This window comes from Klebsiella sp. M041, from assembly GCF_059759695.1.
Map to the genome: position 1 here is coordinate 231546 of NZ_JCAXWU010000001.1, position 24131 is coordinate 255676.

A 24131-nucleotide genomic window follows, 5' to 3' on the forward strand; every position below is an offset into this window, starting at 1 on the left:
AAATCAATCTACAACAGCGCGAAGTCTCGCCCGGCAGTCACCACGGACCTTTTGCAATGGTGAACAATATGACCGATTTAACCGCGCATGACGCCGCACCAGCCTGGCAAACCCGCGATCACCTTGACGACCCGGTGATCGGCGAACTGCGCAACCGCTTTGGGCCGGATGCCTTTACCGTTCAGCCAACCCGTACCGGCGTACCGGTGGTATGGGTCAAGCGCGAGCAGCTGCTTGAGGTGGGTGATTTCCTGAAGAAATTGCCGAAGCCTTACGTGATGCTGTTTGACCTGCACGGCATGGACGAACGTCTGCGCACGCACCGCGATGGCCTGCCCGCCGCGGATTTTTCCGTTTTCTATCACCTGATTTCCATCGACCGCAACCGCGACATCATGCTCAAGGTGGCGCTGTCTGAAAACGATCTGCATCTGCCGACCTTCACCAAACTGTTCCCCAACGCCAACTGGTATGAGCGTGAAACCTGGGAAATGTTTGGTATTACCTTCGATGGCCACCCGAATCTGCGTCGCATCATGATGCCGCCGACCTGGGAAGGTCACCCGCTGCGTAAAGACTACCCGGCGCGCGCCACCGAATTCGATCCGTTTGAGCTGACCAAAGCCAAGCAGGATCTGGAGATGGAAGCGCTGACTTTCAAACCGGAAGAGTGGGGCATGAAGCGCGGCACCGACAACGAGGACTTCATGTTCCTCAACCTCGGTCCGAACCACCCCTCCGCGCACGGTGCGTTCCGCATTATTCTGCAGCTGGATGGCGAAGAGATCGTCGACTGCGTGCCGGACATCGGTTACCACCACCGCGGCGCCGAGAAGATGGGCGAGCGCCAGTCCTGGCACAGCTACATCCCGTACACCGACCGTATCGAATACCTTGGCGGCTGCGTCAACGAGATGCCGTACGTGCTGGCCGTGGAAAAACTGGCCGGGATCACCGTGCCGGATCGCGTCAACGTGATCCGCGTAATGCTCTCCGAACTGTTCCGCATCAACAGCCACCTGCTGTATATCTCTACCTTTATTCAGGACGTCGGCGCGATGACCCCGGTCTTCTTCGCCTTTACCGATCGGCAGAAAATCTACGATCTGGTGGAAGCGATCACCGGTTTCCGTATGCACCCGGCGTGGTTCCGCATCGGCGGCGTCGCGCACGATCTGCCGCGCGGCTGGGATCGTCTGCTGCGTGAGTTCCTCGAGTGGATGCCGAAGCGTCTGGACTCCTATGAAAAAGCCGCCCTGCGCAACACCATTCTGAAGGGCCGTTCCGTCGGCGTGGCAGCCTATACCGCTAAAGAGGCGCTGGAGTGGGGCACCACCGGCGCAGGCCTGCGCGCCACCGGTATCGGCTTCGACGTGCGTAAATGGCGTCCTTATTCTGGCTATGAAAACTTCGACTTCGAAGTCCCGACCGGGGGCGGCGTCTCTGACTGCTACACCCGCGTGATGCTGAAAGTCGAAGAGCTGCGCCAGAGCCTGCGCATTCTTCAGCAGTGCCTCGACAATATGCCGGAAGGGCCGTTCAAAGCGGATCACCCGCTGACAACGCCGCCGCCGAAAGAGCGCACGCTGCAGCATATCGAAACCCTGATCACCCACTTCCTGCAGGTATCGTGGGGCCCGGTCATGCCGGCCAACGAATCCTTCCAGATGATTGAGGCGACCAAGGGGATTAACAGTTACTACCTGACCAGCGACGGCAGCACCATGAGCTACCGTACCCGCGTCCGCACGCCGAGCTTTGCGCACCTGCAGCAGATCCCGTCGGCGATCCGCGGCAGCCTGGTATCCGACCTGATCGTCTATCTGGGTAGTATCGATTTTGTTATGTCAGACGTGGACCGCTAATTATGCACGAGAATCAACAACCACAAACCGAGGCTTTTGAGCTGAGTGCGGCAGAGCGTGAGGCTATTGAGCACGAGAAGCACCACTACGAAGACCCGCGTGCGGCGTCCATCGAAGCGCTGAAAATCGTTCAGAAACAGCGCGGCTGGGTGCCGGATGGCGCGATCTACGCCATTGCCGATGTGCTGGGCATCCCGGCCAGCGACGTCGAAGGCGTGGCGACGTTCTACAGCCAGATTTTCCGCCAGCCGGTTGGCCGTCACGTGATCCGCTACTGCGACAGCGTGGTGTGCCACATTACCGGCTATCAGGGAATTCAGGCCGCCATCGAGAAGAAGCTGAACATCAAGCCAGGGCAGACCACCTTTGATGGCCGCTTTACCCTGCTGCCGACCTGCTGCCTGGGCAACTGCGACAAGGGACCGACCATGATGATTGATGAGGACACTCACAGCCATCTGACGCCGGAGGCAATTCCTGACCTGCTGGAGCAGTACAAATGAAAACCGTAATTCGTACTGCGGAAACGCATCCGCTTACCTGGCGCCTGCGCGACGACAAGCAGCCGGTCTGGCTGGACGAGTATCGCAGCAAAAATGGCTATGAAGGGGCGCGAAAAGCGCTGACCGGCATGGCGCCGGACGAGATCGTCACGGCGGTAAAAGACGCTGGCCTGAAAGGGCGCGGCGGCGCGGGCTTCTCCACCGGTCTGAAGTGGAGCCTGATGCCGAAAGACGAGTCCATGAACATCCGTTACCTGCTGTGTAACGCCGATGAAATGGAGCCGGGCACCTATAAAGACCGCCTGCTGATGGAGCAACTGCCGCACCTGCTGGTGGAAGGCATGCTGATCTCCGCGTTTGCGCTGAAGGCCTACCGCGGCTACATCTTCCTGCGCGGAGAGTATATCGAAGCGGCCCAGCATCTGCGCCGCGCGATTGCCGAAGCCACCGAGGCGGGCCTGCTGGGGAAAAACATCCTCGGCACCGGTTTTGACTTCGAGCTGTTTGTCCACACCGGGGCAGGGCGCTATATCTGCGGCGAAGAGACGGCGCTGATTAACTCCCTGGAAGGTCGCCGCGCTAACCCGCGCTCCAAGCCGCCGTTCCCGGCGAGCTCCGGCGTGTGGGGTAAGCCGACCTGCGTCAACAACGTGGAAACCCTGTGCAACGTGCCGGCGATTTTGGCCAACGGCGTTGAGTGGTACCAGAACATCTCCACCAGTAAAGATGCCGGCACCAAGCTGATGGGCTTCTCCGGCCGCGTGAAGAACCCGGGCGTCTGGGAGCTGCCGTTCGGCACCACTGCCCGCGAGATCCTGGAAGATTACGCCGGCGGCATGCGCGATGGCCTGAAGTTTAAAGCCTGGCAGCCGGGTGGGGCAGGGACCGACTTCCTCACCGAAGCGCACCTCGATCTGCCGATGGAGTTCGAAAGCATTGGTAAAGCGGGCAGCCGTCTGGGCACCTCGCTGGCGATGGCCGTTGACCACGAGATCAACATGGTCTCGCTGGTGCGCAACCTCGAAGAGTTCTTCGCCCGCGAGTCCTGCGGCTGGTGTACGCCGTGCCGCGATGGGCTGCCGTGGAGCGTGAAGATCCTGCGCGCCCTGGAGCGCGGCGAAGGCCAGCCTGGCGATATCGAAACCCTTGAGCAACTGTGTCGATTCCTGGGCCCGGGTAAAACCTTCTGCGCGCACGCGCCGGGCGCGGTTGAGCCGCTGCAGAGCGCGATTAAATATTTCCGCGAAGAATTCGAGGCTGGCATTAAGCAGCAGTTCAGCAATACCCATGCAATCAACGGGATTCAGCCGAACCTGCTTAAGACGCGCTGGTAATCTAAAGGTTTTTTTATTTTTGGAAGCACGCTAATGGCTACGATTCATGTAGACGGCAAAGAATACGAGGTCAACGGAGCGGACAACCTGCTGGAGGCTTGTCTCTCTCTTGGGCTTGATATTCCCTACTTTTGCTGGCACCCGGCGCTAGGGAGCGTCGGTGCTTGCCGCCAGTGTGCGGTGAAGCAATATCAGAACGCGGAAGACACGCGTGGTCGCCTGGTGATGTCCTGTATGACTCCGGCATCCGACGGCACCTTTATTTCTATCGACGATGGCGAAGCGAAGCAGTTCCGCGAAAGCGTGGTGGAGTGGCTGATGACCAACCACCCGCACGACTGCCCGGTCTGCGAAGAGGGCGGCAACTGCCACCTGCAGGATATGACGGTGATGACCGGCCATAGCTTCCGCCGCTATCGTTTTACCAAGCGTACCCACCGCAATCAGGATCTGGGGCCGTTTATTTCTCACGAAATGAACCGCTGCATCGCCTGCTACCGCTGCGTGCGCTACTACAAAGATTATGCCGACGGCACCGATCTGGGCGTCTATGGCGCCCACGACAACGTCTACTTCGGCCGCCCGGAAGATGGCACCCTGGAGAGTGAATTCTCCGGCAACCTGGTGGAAGTCTGCCCGACCGGCGTCTTCACCGATAAAACCCACTCCGAGCGCTATAACCGTAAATGGGACATGCAGTTTGCGCCGAGCATCTGCCAGCAGTGTTCCATCGGCTGTAACATCAGTCCGGGCGAACGCTATGGCGAACTGCGTCGTATCGAAAACCGTTATAACGGGACCGTTAACCGCTACTTCCTCTGCGACCGCGGTCGTTTCGGCTATGGCTACGTGAACCTGAAAGACCGTCCGCGTCAGCCGGTTCAGCGCCGCGGCGACGATCTGATTACCCTCAACGCCGAGCAGGCGATGCAGGGCGCGGCGGATATTCTGCGCCAGTCGAAGAAAGTGATCGGCATCGGCTCCCCGCGCGCCAGCATTGAAAGCAACTTCGCGCTGCGCGAGCTGGTGGGCGCCGACAACTTCTATACCGGCATCGCCAAAGGCGAACAAGCGCGCCTGCAGATGATGCTGAAAGTGCTGCGCGAAGGTGGGATCCACACCCCAAGCCTGCGCGATATCGAATCCTACGACGCGGTACTGGTGCTGGGGGAAGACATTACCCAGACCGGCGCGCGCGTCGCGCTGGCGGTGCGTCAGGCGGTGAAAGGGAAAGCACGCGAAATGGCGGCGGCGCAGAAAGTGGCCGACTGGCAGATCGCCGCGATCCTCAACATCGGCCAGCGCGCCAAACACCCGCTATTCGTCACCAACATCGATGACACCCGCCTGGATGACATCGCCGCGTGGACCTACCGCGCGCCGGTGGAAGATCAGGCGCGTCTCGGCTTCGCCATCGCCCATGCGCTGGACGACAGCGCGCCGGCGGTTGACGGCCTGAGCCGCGAACTGCAGGGGAAAGTCGATGTCATCGTCCAGGCGCTGGCCGGGGCGAAAAAACCACTGATTATTTCCGGAACCAACGCCGGCAGCATGGAGATCATCCAGGCCGCCGCTAACGTGGCGAAAGCCCTGAAAGGCCGCGGCGCCGACGTCGGCGTGACGATGGTTGCCCGCGCGGTGAACAGCGTCGGTCTGGGTATGATCGGCGGCGGCTCGCTTGAAGAGGCGCTGGACGAACTGGAAAGCGGCGCCGCAGACGCGGTTATCGTGCTGGAAAACGACCTTCACCGTCATGCTTCCGCCGCCCGCGTCGACGCAGCGCTCTCCAAAGCGCCGCTGGTGATGGTGGTTGACCATCAGCGCACGGCGATTATGGACAAAGCGCACCTGGTGCTCTCCGCGGCAAGCTTTGCGGAAAGCGACGGTACCGTGGTCAACAACGAAGGCCGCGCTCAGCGCTTCTTCCAGGTCTACGACCCGGCCTACTACGACGCGAAAACCGTCATGCTGGAAAGCTGGCGCTGGCTGCATTCCCTGCACAGCACCGTTAACAACCGTCAGGTTGACTGGACGCAGCTGGACCACGTCATCGATGCCGCGATTGCCGCACTGCCGCAGCTGGCGGGCATTAAAGACGCCGCGCCGGATGCGACCTTCCGCATTCGCGGTCAGAAGCTGGCGCGTGAACCGCACCGCTACAGCGGCCGCACAGCGATGCGCGCCAACATCAGCGTCCACGAACCGCGTCAGCCGCAGGATAAAGACACCATGTTCGCCTTCTCCATGGAAGGGAACAACCAGCCGTCCGCCCCGCGTTCGCAGATCCCGTTCGCCTGGGCGCCGGGCTGGAACTCCCCGCAGGCATGGAACAAGTTCCAGGATGAAGTGGGCGGGAAACTGCGCCACGGCGATCCGGGCGTCCGTCTGTTTGAAGCGTCCGCCAGCGGGCTGGAATACTTCACGGCGGTGCCGGCCAGCTTCCAGGCGGAAGACGGGAAATGGCGTATCGCGCCGTACTACCACCTGTTTGGCAGCGATGAGCTGTCACAGCGCGCGCCGGTGTTCCAGAGCCGGATGCCTGAGCCGTACATCAAGCTGAACCCGGCGGATGCCGCGAAGCTTGGCGTCAACGCCGGGGCGATGCTCTCCTTTAGCGTGGAAGGCCAGACCCTGCGTCTGCCGCTGGTTATCTCTGAAGGTCTGACCGCAGGACAGGTTGGCTTACCGATGGGCATGCCGGGCATTGCGCCGGTACTGACCGGATCGCGTATTGATTCACTGCAGGAGGCGAAAGCATGAGCTGGTTAACGCCGGATCTTATCGACATTCTGTTAAGCATCCTGAAGGCCGTGGTCATTCTGCTGGTGGTGGTCACCTGCGGCGCGTTCATGAGCTTCGGCGAGCGTCGTCTGCTCGGTCTGTTCCAGAACCGCTACGGGCCAAACCGGGTGGGCTGGGGCGGTTCGCTGCAGCTGGTCGCCGACATGATCAAAATGTTCTTTAAAGAGGACTGGGTTCCGCGCTTCTCGGATCGCGTGATCTTTACTCTGGCGCCGGTGATCGCCTTTACTTCGCTGCTGCTGGCCTTCGCCATTGTGCCGGTCAGCCCGACGTGGGTGGTGGCCGATCTGAACATCGGGATCCTGTTCTTCCTGATGATGGCAGGCCTGGCGGTGTACGCGGTACTGTTCGCCGGTTGGTCGAGCAACAACAAATACTCCCTGCTGGGGGCGATGCGTGCTTCCGCGCAGACCCTGAGCTACGAAGTGTTCCTCGGCCTCTCCCTGATGGGCGTGGTGGCGCAGGCGGGGTCATTCAACATGACCGATATCGTCAACAACCAGGCGCATCTGTGGAACGTTATTCCGCAGTTCTTCGGCTTCGTGACGTTCGCCATCGCCGGCGTGGCGGTGTGTCACCGTCACCCGTTCGACCAGCCGGAAGCGGAGCAGGAGCTGGCCGATGGTTACCACATTGAATATTCCGGCATGAAGTTCGGTCTGTTCTTCGTCGGTGAATACATCGGTATCGTCACCGTTTCAGCGCTGATCGTCACGCTGTTCTTCGGCGGCTGGAATGGCCCGTGGTTACCTCCTTTCATCTGGTTCGCGCTGAAAACCGCGTTCTTCATGATGATGTTCATTTTGATCCGCGCATCATTACCGCGTCCGCGCTATGACCAGGTAATGTCCTTTGGCTGGAAGGTATGCCTGCCGTTAACGCTGGTCAACTTGTTGGTAACGGCGGCTGTCATTCTCTGGCAGGCGCAATAAGGGGTGAATTGAACATGACCTTAAAAGAATTATTGGTGGGGTTCGGCACCCAGGTCCGGAGTATCTGGATGATCGGCCTGCATGCCTTCGCCAAACGTGAAACCCGGATGTACCCGGAAGAACCGGTCTATCTGCCGCCGCGCTATCGCGGCCGGATCGTGCTGACGCGCGATCCGGACGGTGCAGAGCGCTGCGTCGCCTGTAACCTGTGTGCGGTAGCCTGCCCGGTGGGCTGTATTTCGCTGCAGAAAGCAGAGACGGTAGACGGCCGCTGGTACCCTGAGTTCTTCCGCATCAACTTCTCACGCTGCATCTTCTGCGGTCTGTGTGAAGAAGCGTGCCCGACCACGGCGATCCAGTTGACCCCGGACTTTGAGCTGGGTGAATACAAGCGTCAGGATCTGGTGTACGAAAAAGAGGATCTGCTGATTTCCGGTCCGGGCAAATACCCGGAATATAACTTCTACCGGATGGCGGGTATGGCAATCGACGGCAAAGATAAGGGCGAAGCGGAAAACGAAGCTAAGCCGATCGACGTCAAGAGCCTGTTACCGTAAGGAGAGGGCAATGGAATTCGCTTTTTATATCTGTGGCCTGATCGCCATCCTCGCAACCTTGCGGGTCGTCACCCACACCAATCCGGTGCATGCGCTGCTGTACCTGATCATTTCGCTGTTAGCGATTGCCGGGGTGTTCTTCTCGCTGGGCGCTTACTTCGCCGGGGCGCTGGAGATTATCGTCTACGCCGGGGCCATTATGGTGCTGTTCGTCTTCGTGGTGATGATGCTCAACCTGGGCGGCAGCGAAATCGAACAGGAACGCAAATGGCTGCAGCCGGGGATCTGGATTGGCCCGGCCATCCTTTCCGCAGTGCTGCTGGTGGTTATCGTTTACGCCATCCTGGGGATTAACGACCAGGGTATCGACGGCGCGGCGATCAACGCCAAAGAAGTGGGTATTGCGCTGTTTGGGCCGTACGTCCTGGCGGTGGAGCTGGCCTCCATGCTGCTGCTGGCGGGCCTGGTGGTCGCCTTCCATATCGGCCGCGAAGAGCGCGCCGGCGAGGTGCTGAGCAACCGCGTGAACGACAGCGACAAAAGAAAAACGGAGGAACACGCATGATCCCCTTAACACATGGACTGATCCTCGCGGCCATCCTGTTTGTGCTTGGTCTGACGGGGCTGGTGATCCGCCGCAATCTGCTGTTTATGTTGATCAGCCTGGAAATCATGATTAACGCCGCCGCGCTGGCCTTTGTGGTGGCGGGCAGCTACTGGGGCCAGACTGATGGTCAGATTATGTATATCCTCGCTATCAGCCTCGCGGCTGCGGAAGCGAGTATCGGTCTGGCGCTGCTGCTGCAGCTCCATCGTCGCCGCCAGAACCTGAACATCGATTCAGTAAGTGAGTTGCGTGGATGAACATGCTTGCCTTAACCATTCTTTTGCCATTGATTGGCTTTGTGCTGCTGGCCTTTTCCCGCGGGCGCTGGTCGGAAAACCTTTCCGCCACCGTTGGCATGGGCTCGGTAGGCCTGGCGGCGCTGGTCACCGCCTACGTCGGCGTTGACTTTTTCGCTAACGGCAAACAGGCGGTCAGCGTGCCGCTGTGGACCTGGATGTCGGTTGGGGATTTCAACATCGGCTTCAACCTGGTGCTGGATGGCCTGTCGCTGACCATGCTCTCCGTGGTGACCGGCGTCGGCTTCCTGATCCATATGTTCGCCTCCTGGTATATGCGCGGTGAAGAGGGCTATTCCCGCTTCTTCGCCTACACCAACCTGTTTATCGCCAGCATGGTGGTTCTGGTACTGGCCGATAACCTGCTGCTGATGTACCTGGGTTGGGAAGGGGTGGGTCTCTGCTCTTACCTGCTGATCGGTTTCTACTACACCGATCCGAAGAACGGCGCCGCAGCGATGAAAGCGTTTGTGGTGACCCGCGTCGGCGACGTGTTCCTCGCCTTCGCGCTGTTCATTCTTTATAACGAACTGGGTACCCTCAACTTCCGCGAAATGGTTGAGCTGGCGCCGCAGCACTTCGCTAACGGCAGCACCACGCTGCAGTGGGCGACGCTGATGCTGCTCGGCGGCGCGGTCGGTAAATCCGCCCAGCTGCCGCTGCAAACGTGGCTTGCCGATGCGATGGCGGGTCCGACGCCAGTCTCCGCGCTGATCCACGCCGCCACCATGGTTACCGCGGGCGTCTACCTGATCGCCCGTACCCACGGTCTGTTCCTGATGACGCCGGAAGTGCTGCATCTGGTCGGGATCGTCGGGGCGGTAACGCTGGTGCTGGCGGGCTTCGCCGCGCTGGTGCAGACCGACATCAAACGCGTTCTCGCTTACTCCACCATGAGCCAGATTGGCTACATGTTCCTCGCGCTGGGCGTGCAGGCATGGGATGCGGCGATTTTCCATCTGATGACTCACGCGTTCTTTAAAGCGCTGCTGTTCCTGTCGTCGGGTTCGGTGATCCTCGCCTGCCATCACGAACAGAACATCTTTAAGATGGGCGGCCTGCGCAAATCTATTCCGCTGGTGTACGTCTGCTTCCTGGTGGGGGGCGCGGCGCTGTCCGCTCTGCCGCTCATTACCGCAGGCTTCTTCAGTAAGGATGAGATTCTGGCGGGGGCGATGGCCAACGGCCATATCAACCTAATGGTGGCGGGCCTGGTCGGCGCCTTTATGACCTCGCTGTACACCTTCCGCATGATTTTCATCGTGTTCCACGGTAAAGAGCAAATTCACGCGCACGCAGGGAAGGGGATCACCCATCATCTGCCGCTGATTGTGCTGCTGGTGCTGTCCACCTTCGTTGGCGCGCTGATCGTGCCGCCGCTGGAAGGCGTCCTGCCGCAGACCACTGAACTGGCGCACGGCAACGTGATGACGCTGGAGATTGCCTCCGGGATCATCGCCATTGCCGGCATCCTGATCGCCGCATGGCTGTGGCTGGGCAAACGCACCCTGGTGACCTCTATCGCCAACAGCGCGCCTGGCCGCTTCTTCGGTACCTGGTGGTTCCATGCCTGGGGCTTCGACTGGTTATACGACAAAGTCTTCGTTAAGCCATTCCTCGGCATTGCCTGGCTGCTGAAGAGCGATCCGCTGAACGCATTGATGAACATCCCGGCGATCCTCTCCCGCTTCGCAGGTAAAGGCCTGCTGGTGAGCGAGAACGGCTATCTGCGCTGGTATGTGGCGTCAATGAGCATCGGCGCGGTGGTGGTGCTGGCGCTGCTGATGGTATTGCGTTGAGTTTGAGAACCATTGTGTTGCCCGGCGGCGCGCTGCTTGCCGGGCCTACGGGACCGTAGGTCGGGTAAGCGTTAGCGCCACCCGACAAAACAAGCCTCAAACCGAAGTGAATTTTCTGTGAGAATTCGTTGAAAATCAGGTCGTAAAGGACAGGCATTATCGGCGAAGTCAACGTGGACGCCGCCTGCGCGGAGCAACCGGAGCGTATTAAAGTACGTGAGGATTGTGAGCACAGCCGGAGTTCGCTATGACGAGTAAGATAGCCTGAACCGGACTTAAATAAGGAATAAAAATCACCATGTTATTGCCTTGGTTGATATTAATCCCCTTTATCGGCGGCTTCCTGTGCTGGCAGACCGAACGCTTTGGCGTGAAAGTGCCGCGCTGGATCGCGCTGATTACTATGGGACTGACGCTGGCGCTTGGCCTGCAGCTGTGGATGCAGGGCGGCTATTCTCTGACGCAATCCGCGGGTATTCCGCAGTGGCAGTCTGAGTTCGTGCTGCCGTGGATCCCACGCTTCGGCATTAGCATTCATCTGGCGATCGACGGCCTGTCGCTGCTGATGGTGGTGCTGACCGGCCTGCTCGGCGTGCTGGCGGTGCTCTGTTCCTGGCGCGAAATCGAAAAATACCAGGGATTCTTCCACCTCAACCTGATGTGGATCCTGGGCGGCGTCATCGGCGTGTTCCTCGCCATCGACATGTTCCTGTTCTTCTTCTTCTGGGAAATGATGTTGGTGCCGATGTACTTCCTGATCGCGCTGTGGGGCCACAAAGCCTCTGACGGTAAAACGCGTATCACGGCGGCCACCAAGTTCTTCATCTACACCCAGGCGAGCGGCCTGGTGATGCTGATCGCCATTCTGGCGCTGGCATTCGTCCACTTCAACGCCACCGGTGTGTGGACTTTCAACTATGAAGAGCTGTTGAAAACCCCGATGTCCCACGGCGTGGAATACCTGCTGATGCTCGGCTTCTTCATCGCCTTCGCGGTGAAAATGCCGGTGGTGCCGCTGCACGGCTGGCTGCCGGACGCCCACTCCCAGGCGCCGACCGCCGGTTCCGTCGACCTCGCGGGGATCCTGCTGAAAACCGCGGCCTACGGTCTGCTGCGCTTTGCGCTGCCGCTGTTCCCGAACGCCTCCGCCGAGTTTGCGCCCATCGCGATGTGGTTGGGCGTGATCGGGATCTTCTACGGCGCGTGGATGGCCTTTGCGCAGACGGATATCAAACGTCTTATCGCCTACACCTCCGTGTCCCACATGGGCTTCGTGCTGATTGCTATCTACACCGGCAGCCAGCTGGCGTATCAGGGGGCGGTGATCCAGATGATTGCTCACGGTCTCTCCGCGGCGGGTCTGTTTATTCTCTGCGGCCAGCTGTACGAACGTCTGCATACCCGTGACATGCGTCAGATGGGCGGTCTGTGGAGCAAAATCAAATGGCTGCCGGCGATGTCGATGTTCTTCGCCGTCGCCACCCTGGGGATGCCGGGCACGGGTAACTTCGTCGGCGAATTTATGATCCTGTTCGGCAGCTATAAAGTGGTGCCGGTGATCACCGTGATCTCGACCTTTGGTCTGGTATTCGCGTCCGTTTACTCGCTGTCGATGCTGCATCGCGCTTATTTCGGTAAAGCGAAAAGCGAAATCGCGGCGAAAGCGCTGCCGGGGATGTCCCTGCGTGAACTGTCTATCATCCTGCTGCTGGTGGTGCTGCTGGTGCTGTTGGGCTTCTTCCCGCAGCCGATCCTCGACACCTCGCATGCTGCGATGAGCAACATTCAGCAGTGGTTTGTTAATTCTGTTTCTACTACAAGGCCGTAATTCGCCATGACAATAACTCCACAACAACTGATCGCACTGCTACCGCTGCTGATCGTCGGCTTGACGGTGGTGGTTGTGATGCTCTCCATTGCGTGGCGACGCAATCATTTTCTCAATGCCACGCTGTCGGTTCTCGGACTTAACGCCGCGCTGGTCTCGCTCTGGTTCGTCGGCCAGAACGGGGCGATGGACGTCACGCCGCTGATCCGCGTTGACGGCTACGCCATGCTCTATACCGGGCTGGTGCTGCTGGCGAGCCTCGCGACCTGTACTTTCGCCTACCCGTGGCTTGAGGGTTACAAGGACAACAAAGAAGAGTTCTACCTGCTGGTGTTGATTGCCGCCCTGGGCGGCATTCTGCTGGCCGGTGCGAATCATCTGGCGGCGCTGTTCCTCGGCATCGAGTTAATCTCCTTGCCGCTGTTCGGCCTGGTCGGCTACGCCTTCCGCCAGAAGCGTTCGCTGGAAGCGAGCATCAAATACACCATCCTCTCCGCGGCAGCCTCCTCTTTCCTGCTGTTCGGTATGGCGCTGGTGTATGCGAACTCCGGCAACCTGTCCTTCCTTGCGCTGGGCAAGAGCCTGGCGGACAACACCCTGCACGAGCCGCTGCTGCTGGCGGGGCTCGGCCTGATGATCGTCGGTCTTGGCTTTAAGCTGTCGCTGGTGCCGTTCCACCTGTGGACGCCGGACGTTTACCAGGGGGCGCCTGCGCCGGTCTCCACCTTCCTGGCGACCGCCAGCAAGATTGCTATCTTCGGCGTGGTGATGCGTCTGTTCCTGTACATGCCGGTGGGCAACAGCGAAGCGGTGCGCGTGGTGTTGGGGCTGATCGCCTTCGCCTCTATCATCTTCGGTAACCTGATGGCGCTGAGCCAGACCAATATCAAACGTCTGCTCGGTTACTCTTCTATCTCCCACCTCGGCTATCTGCTGGTGGCGCTGATCGCCCTGCAAAGCGGCGAAATGTCGATGGAAGCCGTTGGCGTCTACCTGGCCGGCTACCTGTTCAGCAGCCTCGGCGCGTTCGGCGTGGTCAGCCTGATGTCCAGCCCATACCGTGGCCCGGACGCGGACTCGCTGTTCTCCTACCGCGGTCTGTTCTGGCACCGTCCGATCCTGTCGGCGGTGATGACGGTGATGATGCTCTCCCTGGCCGGTATCCCAATGACGCTCGGCTTTATCGGTAAGTTCTACGTGCTGGCCGTCGGTGTTCACGCCCATCTGTGGTGGCTGGTTGCCGCGGTGGTTGTCGGCTCGGCGATCGGTCTCTACTACTACCTGCGCGTGGCGGTGAGTTTGTACCTGAGCGCGCCGGAGCAGCTGAACCGTGATGCGCCGTCGAACTGGCAGTACAGCGCGGGCGGTATCGTGGTGCTGATCTCTGCCCTGCTGGTGCTGGTGCTCGGTATCTGGCCGCAGCCGTTGATTAGCATCGTGCAGCTGGCGACGCCGCTGATGTAAGTTGATTGCCTCAATAAAAAAACCGCCGGAATGGCGGTTTTTTTATGCCCGGAATGTTACGCCACCCTGTAGACCATAAAGTCTTCCGCCAGCAGGGTGTCCGGGAAAATCTCCCGGCATTCCGCCAGCATCCGCAGGCAGCCTTCGGCATCGTAGCGTGAGCTAAAGTGGGTGGCGATTAGCGTGCCGACCCCCGCTTCTTTGGCAAGCGCTGCGGTCTGCTGACTGGAAGAGTGGCCGCGGCTATTGGCTTTCTCCGCCATCGCCTGCTCCAGCGTGGTTTCGTGCACCATCACATCCGCCCCGCGCGCCATTTCCAGCGCCTGCGGGCAGGGGGCGGTATCGCCGAAGATGGCCAGCGTTTTACCCGGCGTAGCGGGCCCCAGGTAGCGGCTGCCGTCGATCGTCCGGCCATCCGCCAGCGTGACCTGTTCACCGCGCTTAAGCCGGTGAAACAGCGGTCCGGGGGGCACGCCGTCGGCAATCAGCTGGGCGGCGTCGAGGGCGCCGGGCTTGTCATGCTGCTCAATGCGATACCCGTAGCACTCCACCGGATGGCTGAGCGGGAACGCGGTGACCCGATAGCCCTCTTCGTCGAACACCAGACCGGGGTCGACTTCGATGATGGTCAGGGGATAATCGGTCCACGAACCGCTGAGGCGCAGCGCGGTGTCAATGAATTCCTTTATTCCTTTTGGTCCGTAGACCGTCAGCGGCAGCGAATTCCCCTGCATCGAGCGGCTGCACAGCAGGCCGGGCAGGCCGAACAGATGGTCGCCGTGCAGATGGGTAATAAAGATCTTATTCAGTTTGCCTGGATGATGGGGCGTATGCAGAAATTGATGCTGGGTCCCTTCGCCGCAGTCAAACAACCACATTTCGGCGCGGGTTGGCTGTTGCAAATTGAGTATTATCGACGTCATATTACGCGTGCGGGTCGGCACCCCGGCGGATGTCCCCAAAAAAGTTAATTCCATCGTCCAGTGTCCTCAGGGCGAGTCGCAAAGTATCAGTATATCAATAAGGAGCAGCAGATGATGACCTGGCAGGATCTCCATCATAGTGAACTTACCGTTCCCCAGCTGTATGCGCTGCTGAAGCTGCGCAGCGAAGTCTTTGTCGTGGAGCAGCAGTGCGCCTATCAGGATGTCGACGGCGATGATTTGGCCGGGGAAAATCGCCATCTGCTCGGCTGGCGCGATGGCGAACTGGTGGCCTATGCGCGGATCCTTAAAAGCGAAGAGATGTACGATCCGGTGGTGATTGGCCGGGTTATCGTCAGCCCCGCCGCGCGCGGCGAAAAGCTCGGCCATCAACTGATGGCGCAGGCGCTGGCCAGCTGTCAGCGGCACTGGCCGCAAAAGGCGATTTACCTCGGGGCGCAGGCGCATCTGCAAGCCTTTTACGCCCACTTCGGTTTTACGCCGGTGACTGAGGTCTATGATGAGGATGGCATTCCGCACATCGGCATGGCGCGGGAAAGCCGCGCTGGCTGACCCCTGAACATTCGCGTTCCAACCTTGTTCCGGGCCGGCGAGCGGGTGAGTTAAAACCCGCTCCCTCGTCATGGGTACTGCTATTCCGCCGTTGAACCCCTTATAATGTGGGGTTTTACTACCGTGGAGGTTTGCGTGCTGTCTGTTTCCACTGCGCTGGCCCGTTTATGTGACGGCCTGAGTGAGCCCTTTCCTGACTCACCCGGCACGCGAATTATCGATATTGCCTTTCCGCTGAATGATGCCTTCGATCCGCTGCTATGGTGCGGCCAGCAGCCGCAGTGGCCGCAGTTCTACTGGCAGCAGCGCAATGGCGACGAGGAGCTGGCGGCGCTGGGGGCGGTAAAAAGCTTTCCCTCGCTCGACGCCGCAAACCGCTTTTTACACCAGGCCGGGCGGCAGGATCTGCGCATCTGCGGCCTGAATGCGTTTGCCCCGCAGCAGGGCCGGCTGGTGCTGCCGCGTCTGGAGTGGCGTCGGTGCGGCGGCAGGGCCGTGATGCGGCTGGTGCTGCACAGCGACCTCTCCCTGCGCGACGATGCCGTGACGGCGGGTGATTTTCTCGCCAGTCTGACCACCGCCCAGGCGACCCCTGGCGGCGTGCCGCCGCTGCTGAGCGAGCGCCACTCCTCCGATTATCCCCAGTGGCAGGCAATGATAGACCAGGCGACGCAGGCCATCGCCGCCGGCGACATGGATAAAGTGGTGCTGGCGCGGGCAACCGACCTGCAGTTTGCCGCCCCGCTGGATGCCGTGAGCATCATGGCCGCCAGCCGCAGCCGCAATCTTAACTGTTTTCATTTCCTGATGGCGTTCAATGCCCGGCAGGCGTTTTTCGGCTCCACGCCGGAGCGGCTGTGGCGCCGGCGCGGCGCGCTGCTGCGCACCGAAGCGCTGGCGGGCACCGTCGCTAATCATCAGGATGACGCGAAGGCGCAGCAGCTGGCCGACTGGTTGATGAAAGACGACAAAAATCAGCGGGAAAACATGCTGGTGGTGGAGGATATCTGCCAGCGCCTGCAGAGTGAGGCCTCGACGCTGGACGTTCTGCCGCCGCAGGTGGTGAGGCTGCGCAAGGTGCAGCATCTCCGACGCTGCATCTGGACCGAGCTGGCGGAGCCTGACGACAGCCGCTGCCTGCTGCAGCTCCAGCCCACCGCCGCGGTGGCCGGCCTGCCGCGGCGGGCGGCGCTGGCATTCATTCAGCGCCATGAACCTTTTTCCCGTGAATGGTACGCCGGTTCCGCCGGGTATCTGTCGCTGGCGCAAAGCGAGTTTTGCGTGGCGCTGCGTTCGGCGAAAGTGGACAACGACACTCTGCGACTGTATGCCGGGGCGGGGATCGTCAGCGGCTCCGATGCGCAGCAGGAGTGGCAGGAGATTGACAACAAAGCGGCCGGGCTGCGCTCGCTGCTGTGTCCATAAGACGGGAATGACGATGCATATCAAAACGCCGTCACTTTGCCTTATCTATACTTAGCATCAATATTTGATACCGGACAATTTCATGTCAGTAAGCGCATTTAACCGACGCTGGGCGGCGGTGATCCTGGAAGCTTTAACGCGCCACGGCGTGCAGCATATCTGCATTGCGCCGGGCTCGCGCTCGACACCCTTAACCCTGGCGGCGGCGGAAAACCGCGCCTTTATCCATCATACCCATTTTGACGAACGCGGCCTTGGCCACCTGGCGCTCGGTCTGGCGAAAGCCAGTCGTCAGCCGGTGGCGGTTATTGTGACCTCCGGGACTGCCACCGCGAACCTATATCCGGCGCTGATTGAGGCGGGGCTTACCGGGGAAAAGCTGATTCTCCTGACCGCTGACCGTCCGCCGGAGCTGATCGACTGCGGCGCCAATCAGGCGATTCGTCAGCCGGGGATGTTCGCCTCCCATCCGTCGCAGACGATTTCTCTGCCGCGTCCCTCGCAGGATATTTCCGCCCGCTGGCTGGTCTCGACCCTCGACCAGGCCTTGGGCGAGCTGCACGCCGGCGGGGTGCATATCAACTGCCCGTTCGCCGAACCGCTGTATGGCGATATGGATGATACCGGCGTGGAGTGGCAGCAGCAGCTCGGCAACTGGTGGCAGAGCGATAAACCCTGGTTACGTCAGGCGCTGCAGATGGAAAGTGAGAAACAGCGCGACTGGTTCTTCTGGCGGCAAAAGCGCGGCGTGGTCGTGGCGGGCAGAATGAGCGCCGCCGAAGGGAAAAAAGTGGCCGAGTGGGCGCAAACCCTCGGCTGGCCGCTGATCGGCGATGTCCTGTCGCAGACCGGGCAGCCGCTGCCGTGCGCTGACCTGTGGCTGGGCAACGGCAAAGCGGTGAGCGAGCTGGCGCAGGCGCAGATCGTGGTTCAGCTCGGCAGCAGCCTGACCGGCAAGCGGGTCCTGCAGTGGCAGGCCACCTGCGAGCCTGATGAATACTGGCTGGTGGATAATCTGCCCGGCCGTCTCGATCCGGCGCAGCACCGCGGCCGTCGTCTGCTCGCCAGCATTGACCGCTGGCTTGAGCTTCACCCGGCGGAGAAACGCCAGCCGTGGGCGACGGCTATTCCTGAACTGGCCCGACAGGCGTGGGAGGCGGCGGTCGCCAGCAACGAACCCTTTGGCGAAGCGCAGCTGGCGCAGCGAATTCGGCGCTACCTGCCGGAACAGGGGCAACTGTTTGTCGGCAACAGCCTGGTGGTGCGCCTGATCGACGCCCTGGCGCAGCTGCCGGCTGGCTACCCGGTTTATAGCAACCGCGGCGCCAGCGGCATTGATGGCTTGATCGCCACCGCCGCCGGCGTCCAGCGCGCCAGCGCCCGGCCAACCCTGGCTATCGTCGGCGATCTTTCGGCGCTGTACGATCTCAACTCGCTGGCCCTGCTGCGCCAGGCGTCGGCGCCGTTGGTGCTGATCGTGGTGAACAACAACGGCGGGCAGATTTTCTCCATGCTGCCGACGCCGCAGGACGAGCGGCGCCAGTTCTACTTAATGCCGCAGGACGTTGATTTCAGCCACGCGGCGGCGATGTTCGGCCTGGTCTATCATCGCCCGGCTGACTGGCAGGCGCTGGATGAGGCGCTGGCCGGTGCCTGGCGCAGGGCAGGGGCGACGGTGATTGAGCTGGCGGTCAATGAGACCGACGGCACGCAGACCCTCCAGCAGCTGCTGGCGCAGGTAAGTCGCCTGTGACCCTCAGCGCTGCAGTCGAACATGGCCAGCCGGGTTATCCCTGGCTGGTCTTTCTGCACGGTTTTTCCGGCGACCGCCATGAGTGGCGGGAAGTAGGCGACGCGTTTCGCGCCTGGCCGCGGCTGTATCTCGATCTGCCGGGCCACGGCGGCTCGGCGGATATCGCGGTGCAGGACTTTGCCGGGGTCAATATTTTGCTGCAGGCTACGCTTAATAGTTACAACATACTTAACTACTGGCTGATCGGTTACTCGCTGGGGGGCCGGGTGGCGATGAACTTCGCCTGCCAGCCGCGCGCGGGCCTGCGCGGCCTCGTCGTTGAGGGCGGCCATCCGGGGCTGCAGGATGCCGAAGCGCGGCAGGCGCGGCGCAGCAACGACAGCGCCTGGGCGGAACGTTTTCGCCATGAGCCGTTGGCGCAGGTCTTTGCCGACTGGTATCAGCAGCCGGTCTTCGCTTCACTGGATGCCGGGCAGCGCGCGGCGCTGGTCGCCTTACGCAGCCGGAACAACGGCGCGACGCTGGCCGAGATGCTGCAGGCGACCTCCCTTGCCGGGCAGGCCGATCTGCGCGCGTCCCTGCAGGCGCGCGATTTCCCCTTTCATTACCTGTGCGGCGAGCGCGACGCGAAGTTTCGCGCCATCGCGCAGGCGCTCGCGGCGGATCTCCATCTTATTCACCATGCCGGACACAACGCGCACCGGGACAACCCGGCGGCGGTGATTGCCTGTCTGGCGCAGATTCTGGCAAGTTAACTGAAGGACATTCTATGATCTCTCTTGATGAAGCAATGCTCTATGCCCCTGTTGAATGGCACGATTGTTCCGAAGGCTATACCGATATTCGCTATCACAAATCGGCCGACGGCATTGCCAAAATCACAATCAATCGCCCGCAGGTGCGCAACGCCTTCCGCCCGCTGACCGTCAAAGAGATGATCCAGGCGCTGGCGGATGCCCGTTATGACGACAATATCGGGGTGATTGTCCTGACCGGCGAAGGTGAGAAAGCCTTTTGCGCCGGCGGCGATCAGAAAGTCCGCGGCGATTACGGCGGCTATCAGGACGACTCCGGCGTGCATCATCTCAACGTACTCGACTTTCAGCGCCAGATCCGCACTTGCCCGAAACCGGTGGTAGCGATGGTGGCCGGCTACTCTATCGGCGGCGGCCACGTGCTGCACATGATGTGCGATCTGACCATCGCGGCGGAAAACGCCATCTTCGGTCAGACCGGGCCGAAAGTCGGCTCCTTCGACGGCGGCTGGGGCGCCTCCTATATGGCGCGCATCGTCGGGCAGAAAAAAGCGCGCGAAATCTGGTTCCTCTGCCGTCAGTATGACGCGCAGCAGGCGCTGGACATGGGGCTGGTGAACACCGTGGTGCCGCTGGCGGATCTGGAAAAAGAGACGGTGCGCTGGTGTCGTGAAATGCTGCAGAACAGCCCAATGGCGCTGCGCTGCCTGAAAGCGGCGCTGAACGCCGACTGCGACGGCCAGGCCGGTCTGCAGGAGCTGGCGGGCAACGCCACCATGCTGTTCTACATGACGGAAGAGGGACAGGAAGGCCGCAATGCCTTCAACCAGAAACGTCAGCCGGACTTCAGCAAATTTAAACGGAATCCCTAATGCGCGTTTCGCAGGTTTACCGCTGGCAGATACCGATGGACGCGGGCGTGGTGCTGCGAGAACGGCGGTTAAAAACCCGCGACGGGCTGTTCATCCACCTGCGGGAGGGTGAGCGGGAGGGCTGGGGGGAAATTTCTCCCCTGCCGGGATTCAGCGCAGAGACTCTGGCGGAGGCGGAGGCGGCGCTGCTGCCCTGGGCTCAGGCCTGGCGCGACGGCGCGGAGCCGGCGCTTCCTGCGCTGCCCTCTGTCGCGTTTGGCATCAGCTGCGCGCAGGCGGAGCTCAGCGGCGAGCTGCCGCAGGCCGCGGATTATCGCGCGGCGCCGCTCTGCTCCGGCGATCCGGATGAGCTGTTCGCCAGACTGGCGGCGATGCCCGGCGAGAAAGTCGCTAAGGTGAAAGTGGGGCTCTGGGAGGCGGTCCGCGACGGCATGGTGGTTAATCTGCTGCTGGAAGCCATCCCCGACCTGCAGCTGCGTCTGGATGCCAACCGGGCCTGGACGCCGCTGAAAGCGCAGCAGTTTGCGAAATATGTCGATCCGGCGTATCGCCAGCGCATTGCCTTTCTTGAGGAACCTTGTAAAACGCGGGAGGACTCGCGGGCCTTTAGTCGCGAAACCGGGATCGCTATCGCCTGGGATGAAAGCCTGCGCGAGGCGGATTTTCGCTTCGTCGCCGAGCCGGGCGTGCGCGCGGTGGTGATCAAGCCGACGCTAACCGGCAGTTTACACCGGGTTCAGCAGCAGGTCGCCGCGGCCCATGCGCTGGGGCTGAGCGCGGTGATCAGCTCGTCGATCGAGTCCAGCCTCGGGTTAACCCAGCTGGCGCGGGTTGCCGCCTGGCTGACGCCGCAGACCATCCCCGGACTGGACACCCTGTCGCTGATGGGCGCCCAGCTGGTGCGGGCGTGGCCGGAAAGCACCCTGCCGATGCTCAGCATCGATACGCTGGAGCCGCTGCTGTGACCTTTCGCGACTGGCCCTGGCGGCACTGGCGCCAGCGGCGCGGAGAGGCGCAGGCGCTGCGCCTGAATGACCAGCCGCTGACCTGGCGCGACCTGTGCGCCCGCGTTGACGCGCTGGCGGCCGGGTTTGCCGCGCAGGGCGTAACCGAAGGTCACGGGGTGGCGCTGCAGGCTTTTAACCAGCCGTCGACGCTGCTGGCCTGGCTGGCGCTGCTGCAGTGCGGCGCGCGGGTGCTGCCGCTCAATCCGCAGCTGCCGACGGCGTTGCTGCAGGAACTGCTGCCAGCGTTGACCGTCCAGCATCAGCTGGTGCTTAACGGCGATGCGCTGCCGGGGGATTTACCGGCGTTAACCCTGCAGGCGACAGCGGGAACCCATGCTGTGCCGTGGCGTGAGGATCGTTTCGCCTCAATGACGCTGACCTCGGGGTCGACCGGTTTGCCGAAGGCGGCGGTGCATCATGCCAGCGCCCATCTGGCCAGCGCCGCCGGCGTGCTGGCGCTGATGCCGTTTGCCGCAGAAGATGACTGGCTGCTGTCGCTGCCGCTGTTTCATGTCTCCGGCCAGGGGATTATGTGGCGCTGGCTGCTGGCCGGCGCGCGGCTGACGGTGCGCGATAAACAGCCGCTGGCGCAGATGCTGCAGGGCTGTACCCATGCTTCGCTGGTGCCGACTCAGCTGTGGCGCCTGCTGAATGACGATGCTGCGCTTTCCCTCAAGGCGGTGCTGCTCGGCGGCGCGGCGATCCCGGTCGAATTGACCGAGCGGGCGCGGGGGCAGGGGGTACGCACCTACTGCGGCTATGGCCTGACCGAATTCGCTTCCACCGTCTGCGCTAAAGAGGCCGACGGCGCGGCGGATGTGGGCGCGGCGTTGCCGGGGCGGGAGATGAAAATCGTTGCCGGCGAGGTCTGGCTGCGAGCGGCGAGCATGGCCGCGGGCTACTGGCGCGACGGTCAATTGTTGCCATTGACCAACGACGAAGGGTGGTTTGCCACCCGCGATCGCGGCGAGATCATCGATGGACGGCTTACTCTCCTTGGGCGCCTGGATAATCTCTTTTTCAGCGGTGGGGAAGGGATCCAGCCGGAGGAGGTGGAACGGATCATCGGGGCGCATCCGCAGATACAGCAGGCGTTTGTCGTGCCGCTGGACGATGCGGAATATGGCCAGCGCCCGGTAGCGGTGGTGGAATGCGATGACGGCTGCGAAATGAGCGTGCTGGCGGCATGGAGCGCGGAACGGCTGGCGCGTTTCCAGCAGCCGGTGCGTTGGCTGCGGCTGCCGGAAACGTTAAAGAACGGTGGGATTAAGATCTCGCGCCGGGCGCTGCGCGAATGGGTCAATTCGCCGGCTTAGCCGATATTGGCTTCGGCGCGACGCTGGCGCTGTTTACGCCGCAGACGCAGCAGCGGCGGCACCACCAGCACGGCGATAGCCAGCACCAGCAGCGTTTTGGTCACCCCGCTTTGCCACAGGATCGCCAGATTGCCGTTGCTGATCGACAGCGCGCGACGCAGGTTCTGCTCCAGCATCTCCCCCAGCACGAAGCCAAGGATCAGCGGCGACATCGGGAAGTGCATTTTGCGCATGATGTAGCCGAGCACCCCAAGCCCCACCATCAGCAGCAGGTCAAAAGTAGTGCTGTGTACCGCGTAGACGCCGACGGCGGAGACCGCGGCGATGGCCGGGACCAGAAACCACAGTGGAATGGTCAGCATACGGGTGAACAGGCCGATCAGCGGAATGTTCATGATAAGCAGCATCACGTTGGCGATCAGCAGGGCGGCAATCAGCCCCCAGACGATATCCGGCTGCTCGGTGAACATTGCCGGGCCGGGGGTGATGTTATACAGCGTCAGCGCGCCCATCATCACCGCGGTGGTGCCGGACCCCGGCACGCCGAGCGTCAGCATGGGAATAAAGGAACCGCAGGCGGAGGCGTTATTGGCCGCTTCCGGCGCCGCCACGCCGCGAATATCGCCCTTGCCGAAGTTATCGCTGTTACCGCTGAGTTTTTTCTCCGTCATGTAGGTAATGGCGCTGGCGATGGTCGCCCCGGCGCCGGGCAGAATGCCGACGAAGAAACCCACCACCGAAGAGCGCAGGGTCGCGCCGACGCACTGCGCGGCCTCTTTGGTGTTAAACAGCATCCGTCCGGTTTTCCGCACCAGCGTTTGCCCGCCGCTGGTGCTCTCCAGCATCAGCAGGATCTCTGAAACCGAGAACAGGCCGATCACCACCACAATAAACTGTACGCCGTCGGAGAGATGGACGCTGTCGAAGGTGAAGCGGTAAACCCCGGTATTGGCGTCCACCCCTACCGTCGCCAGACCCAGGCCGATTAACGCCGCGAGGAACGACTTCAGCGGGTTCTGCGCCATCATGCTGCCAAGACAGGCGATGGCGAAGACCATCAGCGCGAAGTACTCCGCCGGACCGAACGCCAGCGACCACTGGGCGAGCAGCGGCGCGAACAAAATAATACCGCCGATGGCGATCATTGAGCCAAAGAAGGAACTGACGGCGGAAATCGACAGCGCAACGCCGCCGCGACCCTGCTGGGCCATCGGATAGCCGTCGAGGGCGGTCATAATGGCGGCGGCATCGCCGGGCACGTTCAACAGAATTGATGAAATACGCCCGCCGTATTCGCAACCGATATAAACCGTCGCCAGCAGGATCAGCGCCGACTCCGCGGGTAAATGCAGGGCGAAAGCCAGCGGCAGCAGAATCGCCACGCCGTTGATAGGCCCCAGCCCCGGCAGGAGGCCGACGATAGTCCCGACAAAGCAGCCGATCAGGGCGATGAGCAGGTTCTCCGGCGTCATGGCGACGGCGAAGCCCTGCGAGAGATAGATCCAGGTATCCATAAACGC

The 24131-nt window shown here is 61.5% G+C and carries 20 protein-coding genes; 18 read left to right on the plus strand and 2 right to left on the minus strand.

Annotated elements, in window-relative coordinates:
- The first annotated feature begins 56 nt into the window (after window positions 1-56).
- From nuoC to nuoN, 11 genes are all read left to right on the plus strand, one after another.
- Window positions 57-1865, plus strand: a complete 1809-nt coding sequence (gene nuoC / locus AC6CWS_RS01150) for an NADH-quinone oxidoreductase subunit C/D (protein ID WP_004201746.1) — start codon at window positions 57-59, stop codon at window positions 1863-1865.
- A gap of 2 nt (window positions 1866-1867) precedes the next feature.
- Window positions 1868-2368: an NADH-quinone oxidoreductase subunit NuoE gene (nuoE, locus tag AC6CWS_RS01155; RefSeq protein ID WP_002913160.1), complete on the plus strand. Its 501-nt coding sequence runs from the start codon at window positions 1868-1870 to the stop codon at window positions 2366-2368.
- The gene (gene nuoF, locus AC6CWS_RS01160; protein ID WP_002913158.1) at window positions 2365-3702 is read left to right on the plus strand and encodes an NADH-quinone oxidoreductase subunit NuoF; all 1338 of its coding nucleotides are present in this window, start codon (window positions 2365-2367) and stop codon (window positions 3700-3702) included. Before nuoE ends, nuoF begins: the two co-directional genes overlap by 4 nt.
- A 33-nt stretch (window positions 3703-3735) precedes the next feature.
- Complete coding sequence (nuoG, locus tag AC6CWS_RS01165; RefSeq protein ID WP_044524268.1) at window positions 3736-6462, plus strand: NADH-quinone oxidoreductase subunit NuoG; 2727 nt, start codon at window positions 3736-3738, stop codon at window positions 6460-6462.
- Window positions 6459-7436 (plus strand): NADH-quinone oxidoreductase subunit NuoH, encoded by a 978-nt coding sequence (gene nuoH / locus AC6CWS_RS01170; protein ID WP_023290510.1) that lies wholly within the window; start codon window positions 6459-6461, stop codon window positions 7434-7436. Before nuoG ends, nuoH begins: the two co-directional genes overlap by 4 nt.
- Window positions 7437-7450: 14 nt before the next feature.
- Window positions 7451-7993: an NADH-quinone oxidoreductase subunit NuoI gene (gene nuoI / locus AC6CWS_RS01175; protein ID WP_002913152.1), complete on the plus strand. Its 543-nt coding sequence runs from the start codon at window positions 7451-7453 to the stop codon at window positions 7991-7993.
- A gap of 10 nt (window positions 7994-8003) precedes the next feature.
- On the plus strand, window positions 8004-8558 hold the full coding sequence (nuoJ, locus tag AC6CWS_RS01180; RefSeq protein ID WP_004201743.1) for an NADH-quinone oxidoreductase subunit J: 555 nt from the start codon (window positions 8004-8006) through the stop codon (window positions 8556-8558).
- Complete coding sequence (gene nuoK, locus AC6CWS_RS01185) at window positions 8555-8857, plus strand: NADH-quinone oxidoreductase subunit NuoK (protein ID WP_004865088.1); 303 nt, start codon at window positions 8555-8557, stop codon at window positions 8855-8857. The genes nuoJ and nuoK overlap by 4 nt, the downstream gene beginning before the upstream one ends.
- Window positions 8854-10695 carry an NADH-quinone oxidoreductase subunit L gene (gene nuoL / locus AC6CWS_RS01190; protein ID WP_032453592.1) on the plus strand — a complete coding sequence of 614 codons (1842 nt, stop codon included), beginning with the start codon at window positions 8854-8856 and terminating at the stop codon, window positions 10693-10695. The genes nuoK and nuoL overlap by 4 nt, the downstream gene beginning before the upstream one ends.
- 298 nt (window positions 10696-10993) lie before the next feature.
- A complete protein-coding gene (gene nuoM / locus AC6CWS_RS01195) occupies window positions 10994-12523 on the plus strand; it encodes an NADH-quinone oxidoreductase subunit M (protein ID WP_048297929.1) in 1530 nt (509 codons plus the stop codon).
- Window positions 12524-12529: 6 nt separating this feature from the next.
- Window positions 12530-13987, plus strand: coding sequence for an NADH-quinone oxidoreductase subunit NuoN (gene nuoN / locus AC6CWS_RS01200; protein ID WP_004201737.1), 1458 nt, complete (start codon window positions 12530-12532; stop codon window positions 13985-13987).
- A gap of 56 nt (window positions 13988-14043) precedes the next feature.
- On the opposite strand, the gene rnz is transcribed toward nuoN, so the two are convergent.
- On the minus strand, window positions 14044-14964 hold the full coding sequence (gene rnz, locus AC6CWS_RS01205) for a ribonuclease Z (RefSeq protein WP_080901564.1): 921 nt from the start codon (window positions 14962-14964) through the stop codon (window positions 14044-14046).
- Window positions 14965-15021: 57 nt separating this feature from the next.
- Here rnz and AC6CWS_RS01210 point away from each other — a divergent pair, with 57 nt between their 5' ends.
- From AC6CWS_RS01210 to menE, 7 genes are all read left to right on the plus strand, one after another.
- On the plus strand, window positions 15022-15483 hold the full coding sequence (locus tag AC6CWS_RS01210; protein WP_080901565.1) for a GNAT family N-acetyltransferase: 462 nt from the start codon (window positions 15022-15024) through the stop codon (window positions 15481-15483).
- A 135-nt stretch (window positions 15484-15618) separates the two neighbouring features.
- The gene (menF, locus tag AC6CWS_RS01215) at window positions 15619-16908 is read left to right on the plus strand and encodes an isochorismate synthase MenF (protein WP_080901566.1); all 1290 of its coding nucleotides are present in this window, start codon (window positions 15619-15621) and stop codon (window positions 16906-16908) included.
- Window positions 16909-16990: 82 nt separating this feature from the next.
- A complete protein-coding gene (gene menD, locus AC6CWS_RS01220) occupies window positions 16991-18661 on the plus strand; it encodes a 2-succinyl-5-enolpyruvyl-6-hydroxy-3-cyclohexene-1-carboxylic-acid synthase (RefSeq protein WP_048297927.1) in 1671 nt (556 codons plus the stop codon).
- The gene (menH, locus tag AC6CWS_RS01225; protein ID WP_044524260.1) at window positions 18658-19416 is read left to right on the plus strand and encodes a 2-succinyl-6-hydroxy-2,4-cyclohexadiene-1-carboxylate synthase; all 759 of its coding nucleotides are present in this window, start codon (window positions 18658-18660) and stop codon (window positions 19414-19416) included. Before menD ends, menH begins: the two co-directional genes overlap by 4 nt.
- A 14-nt stretch (window positions 19417-19430) precedes the next feature.
- A complete protein-coding gene (gene menB, locus AC6CWS_RS01230) occupies window positions 19431-20288 on the plus strand; it encodes a 1,4-dihydroxy-2-naphthoyl-CoA synthase (protein ID WP_004201730.1) in 858 nt (285 codons plus the stop codon).
- On the plus strand, window positions 20288-21253 hold the full coding sequence (menC, locus tag AC6CWS_RS01235; RefSeq protein WP_080901567.1) for an o-succinylbenzoate synthase: 966 nt from the start codon (window positions 20288-20290) through the stop codon (window positions 21251-21253). The genes menB and menC overlap by 1 nt, the downstream gene beginning before the upstream one ends.
- Entirely contained in the window at window positions 21250-22611 is a 1362-nt protein-coding gene (gene menE / locus AC6CWS_RS01240) for an o-succinylbenzoate--CoA ligase (protein ID WP_080901568.1), read from the plus strand. Before menC ends, menE begins: the two co-directional genes overlap by 4 nt.
- On the opposite strand, the gene AC6CWS_RS01245 is transcribed toward menE, so the two are convergent.
- Complete coding sequence (locus AC6CWS_RS01245) at window positions 22608-24125, minus strand: tripartite tricarboxylate transporter permease (RefSeq protein ID WP_023290502.1); 1518 nt, start codon at window positions 24123-24125, stop codon at window positions 22608-22610. The genes menE and AC6CWS_RS01245 overlap by 4 nt on opposite strands.
- Window positions 24126-24131 lie beyond the last annotated feature (6 nt).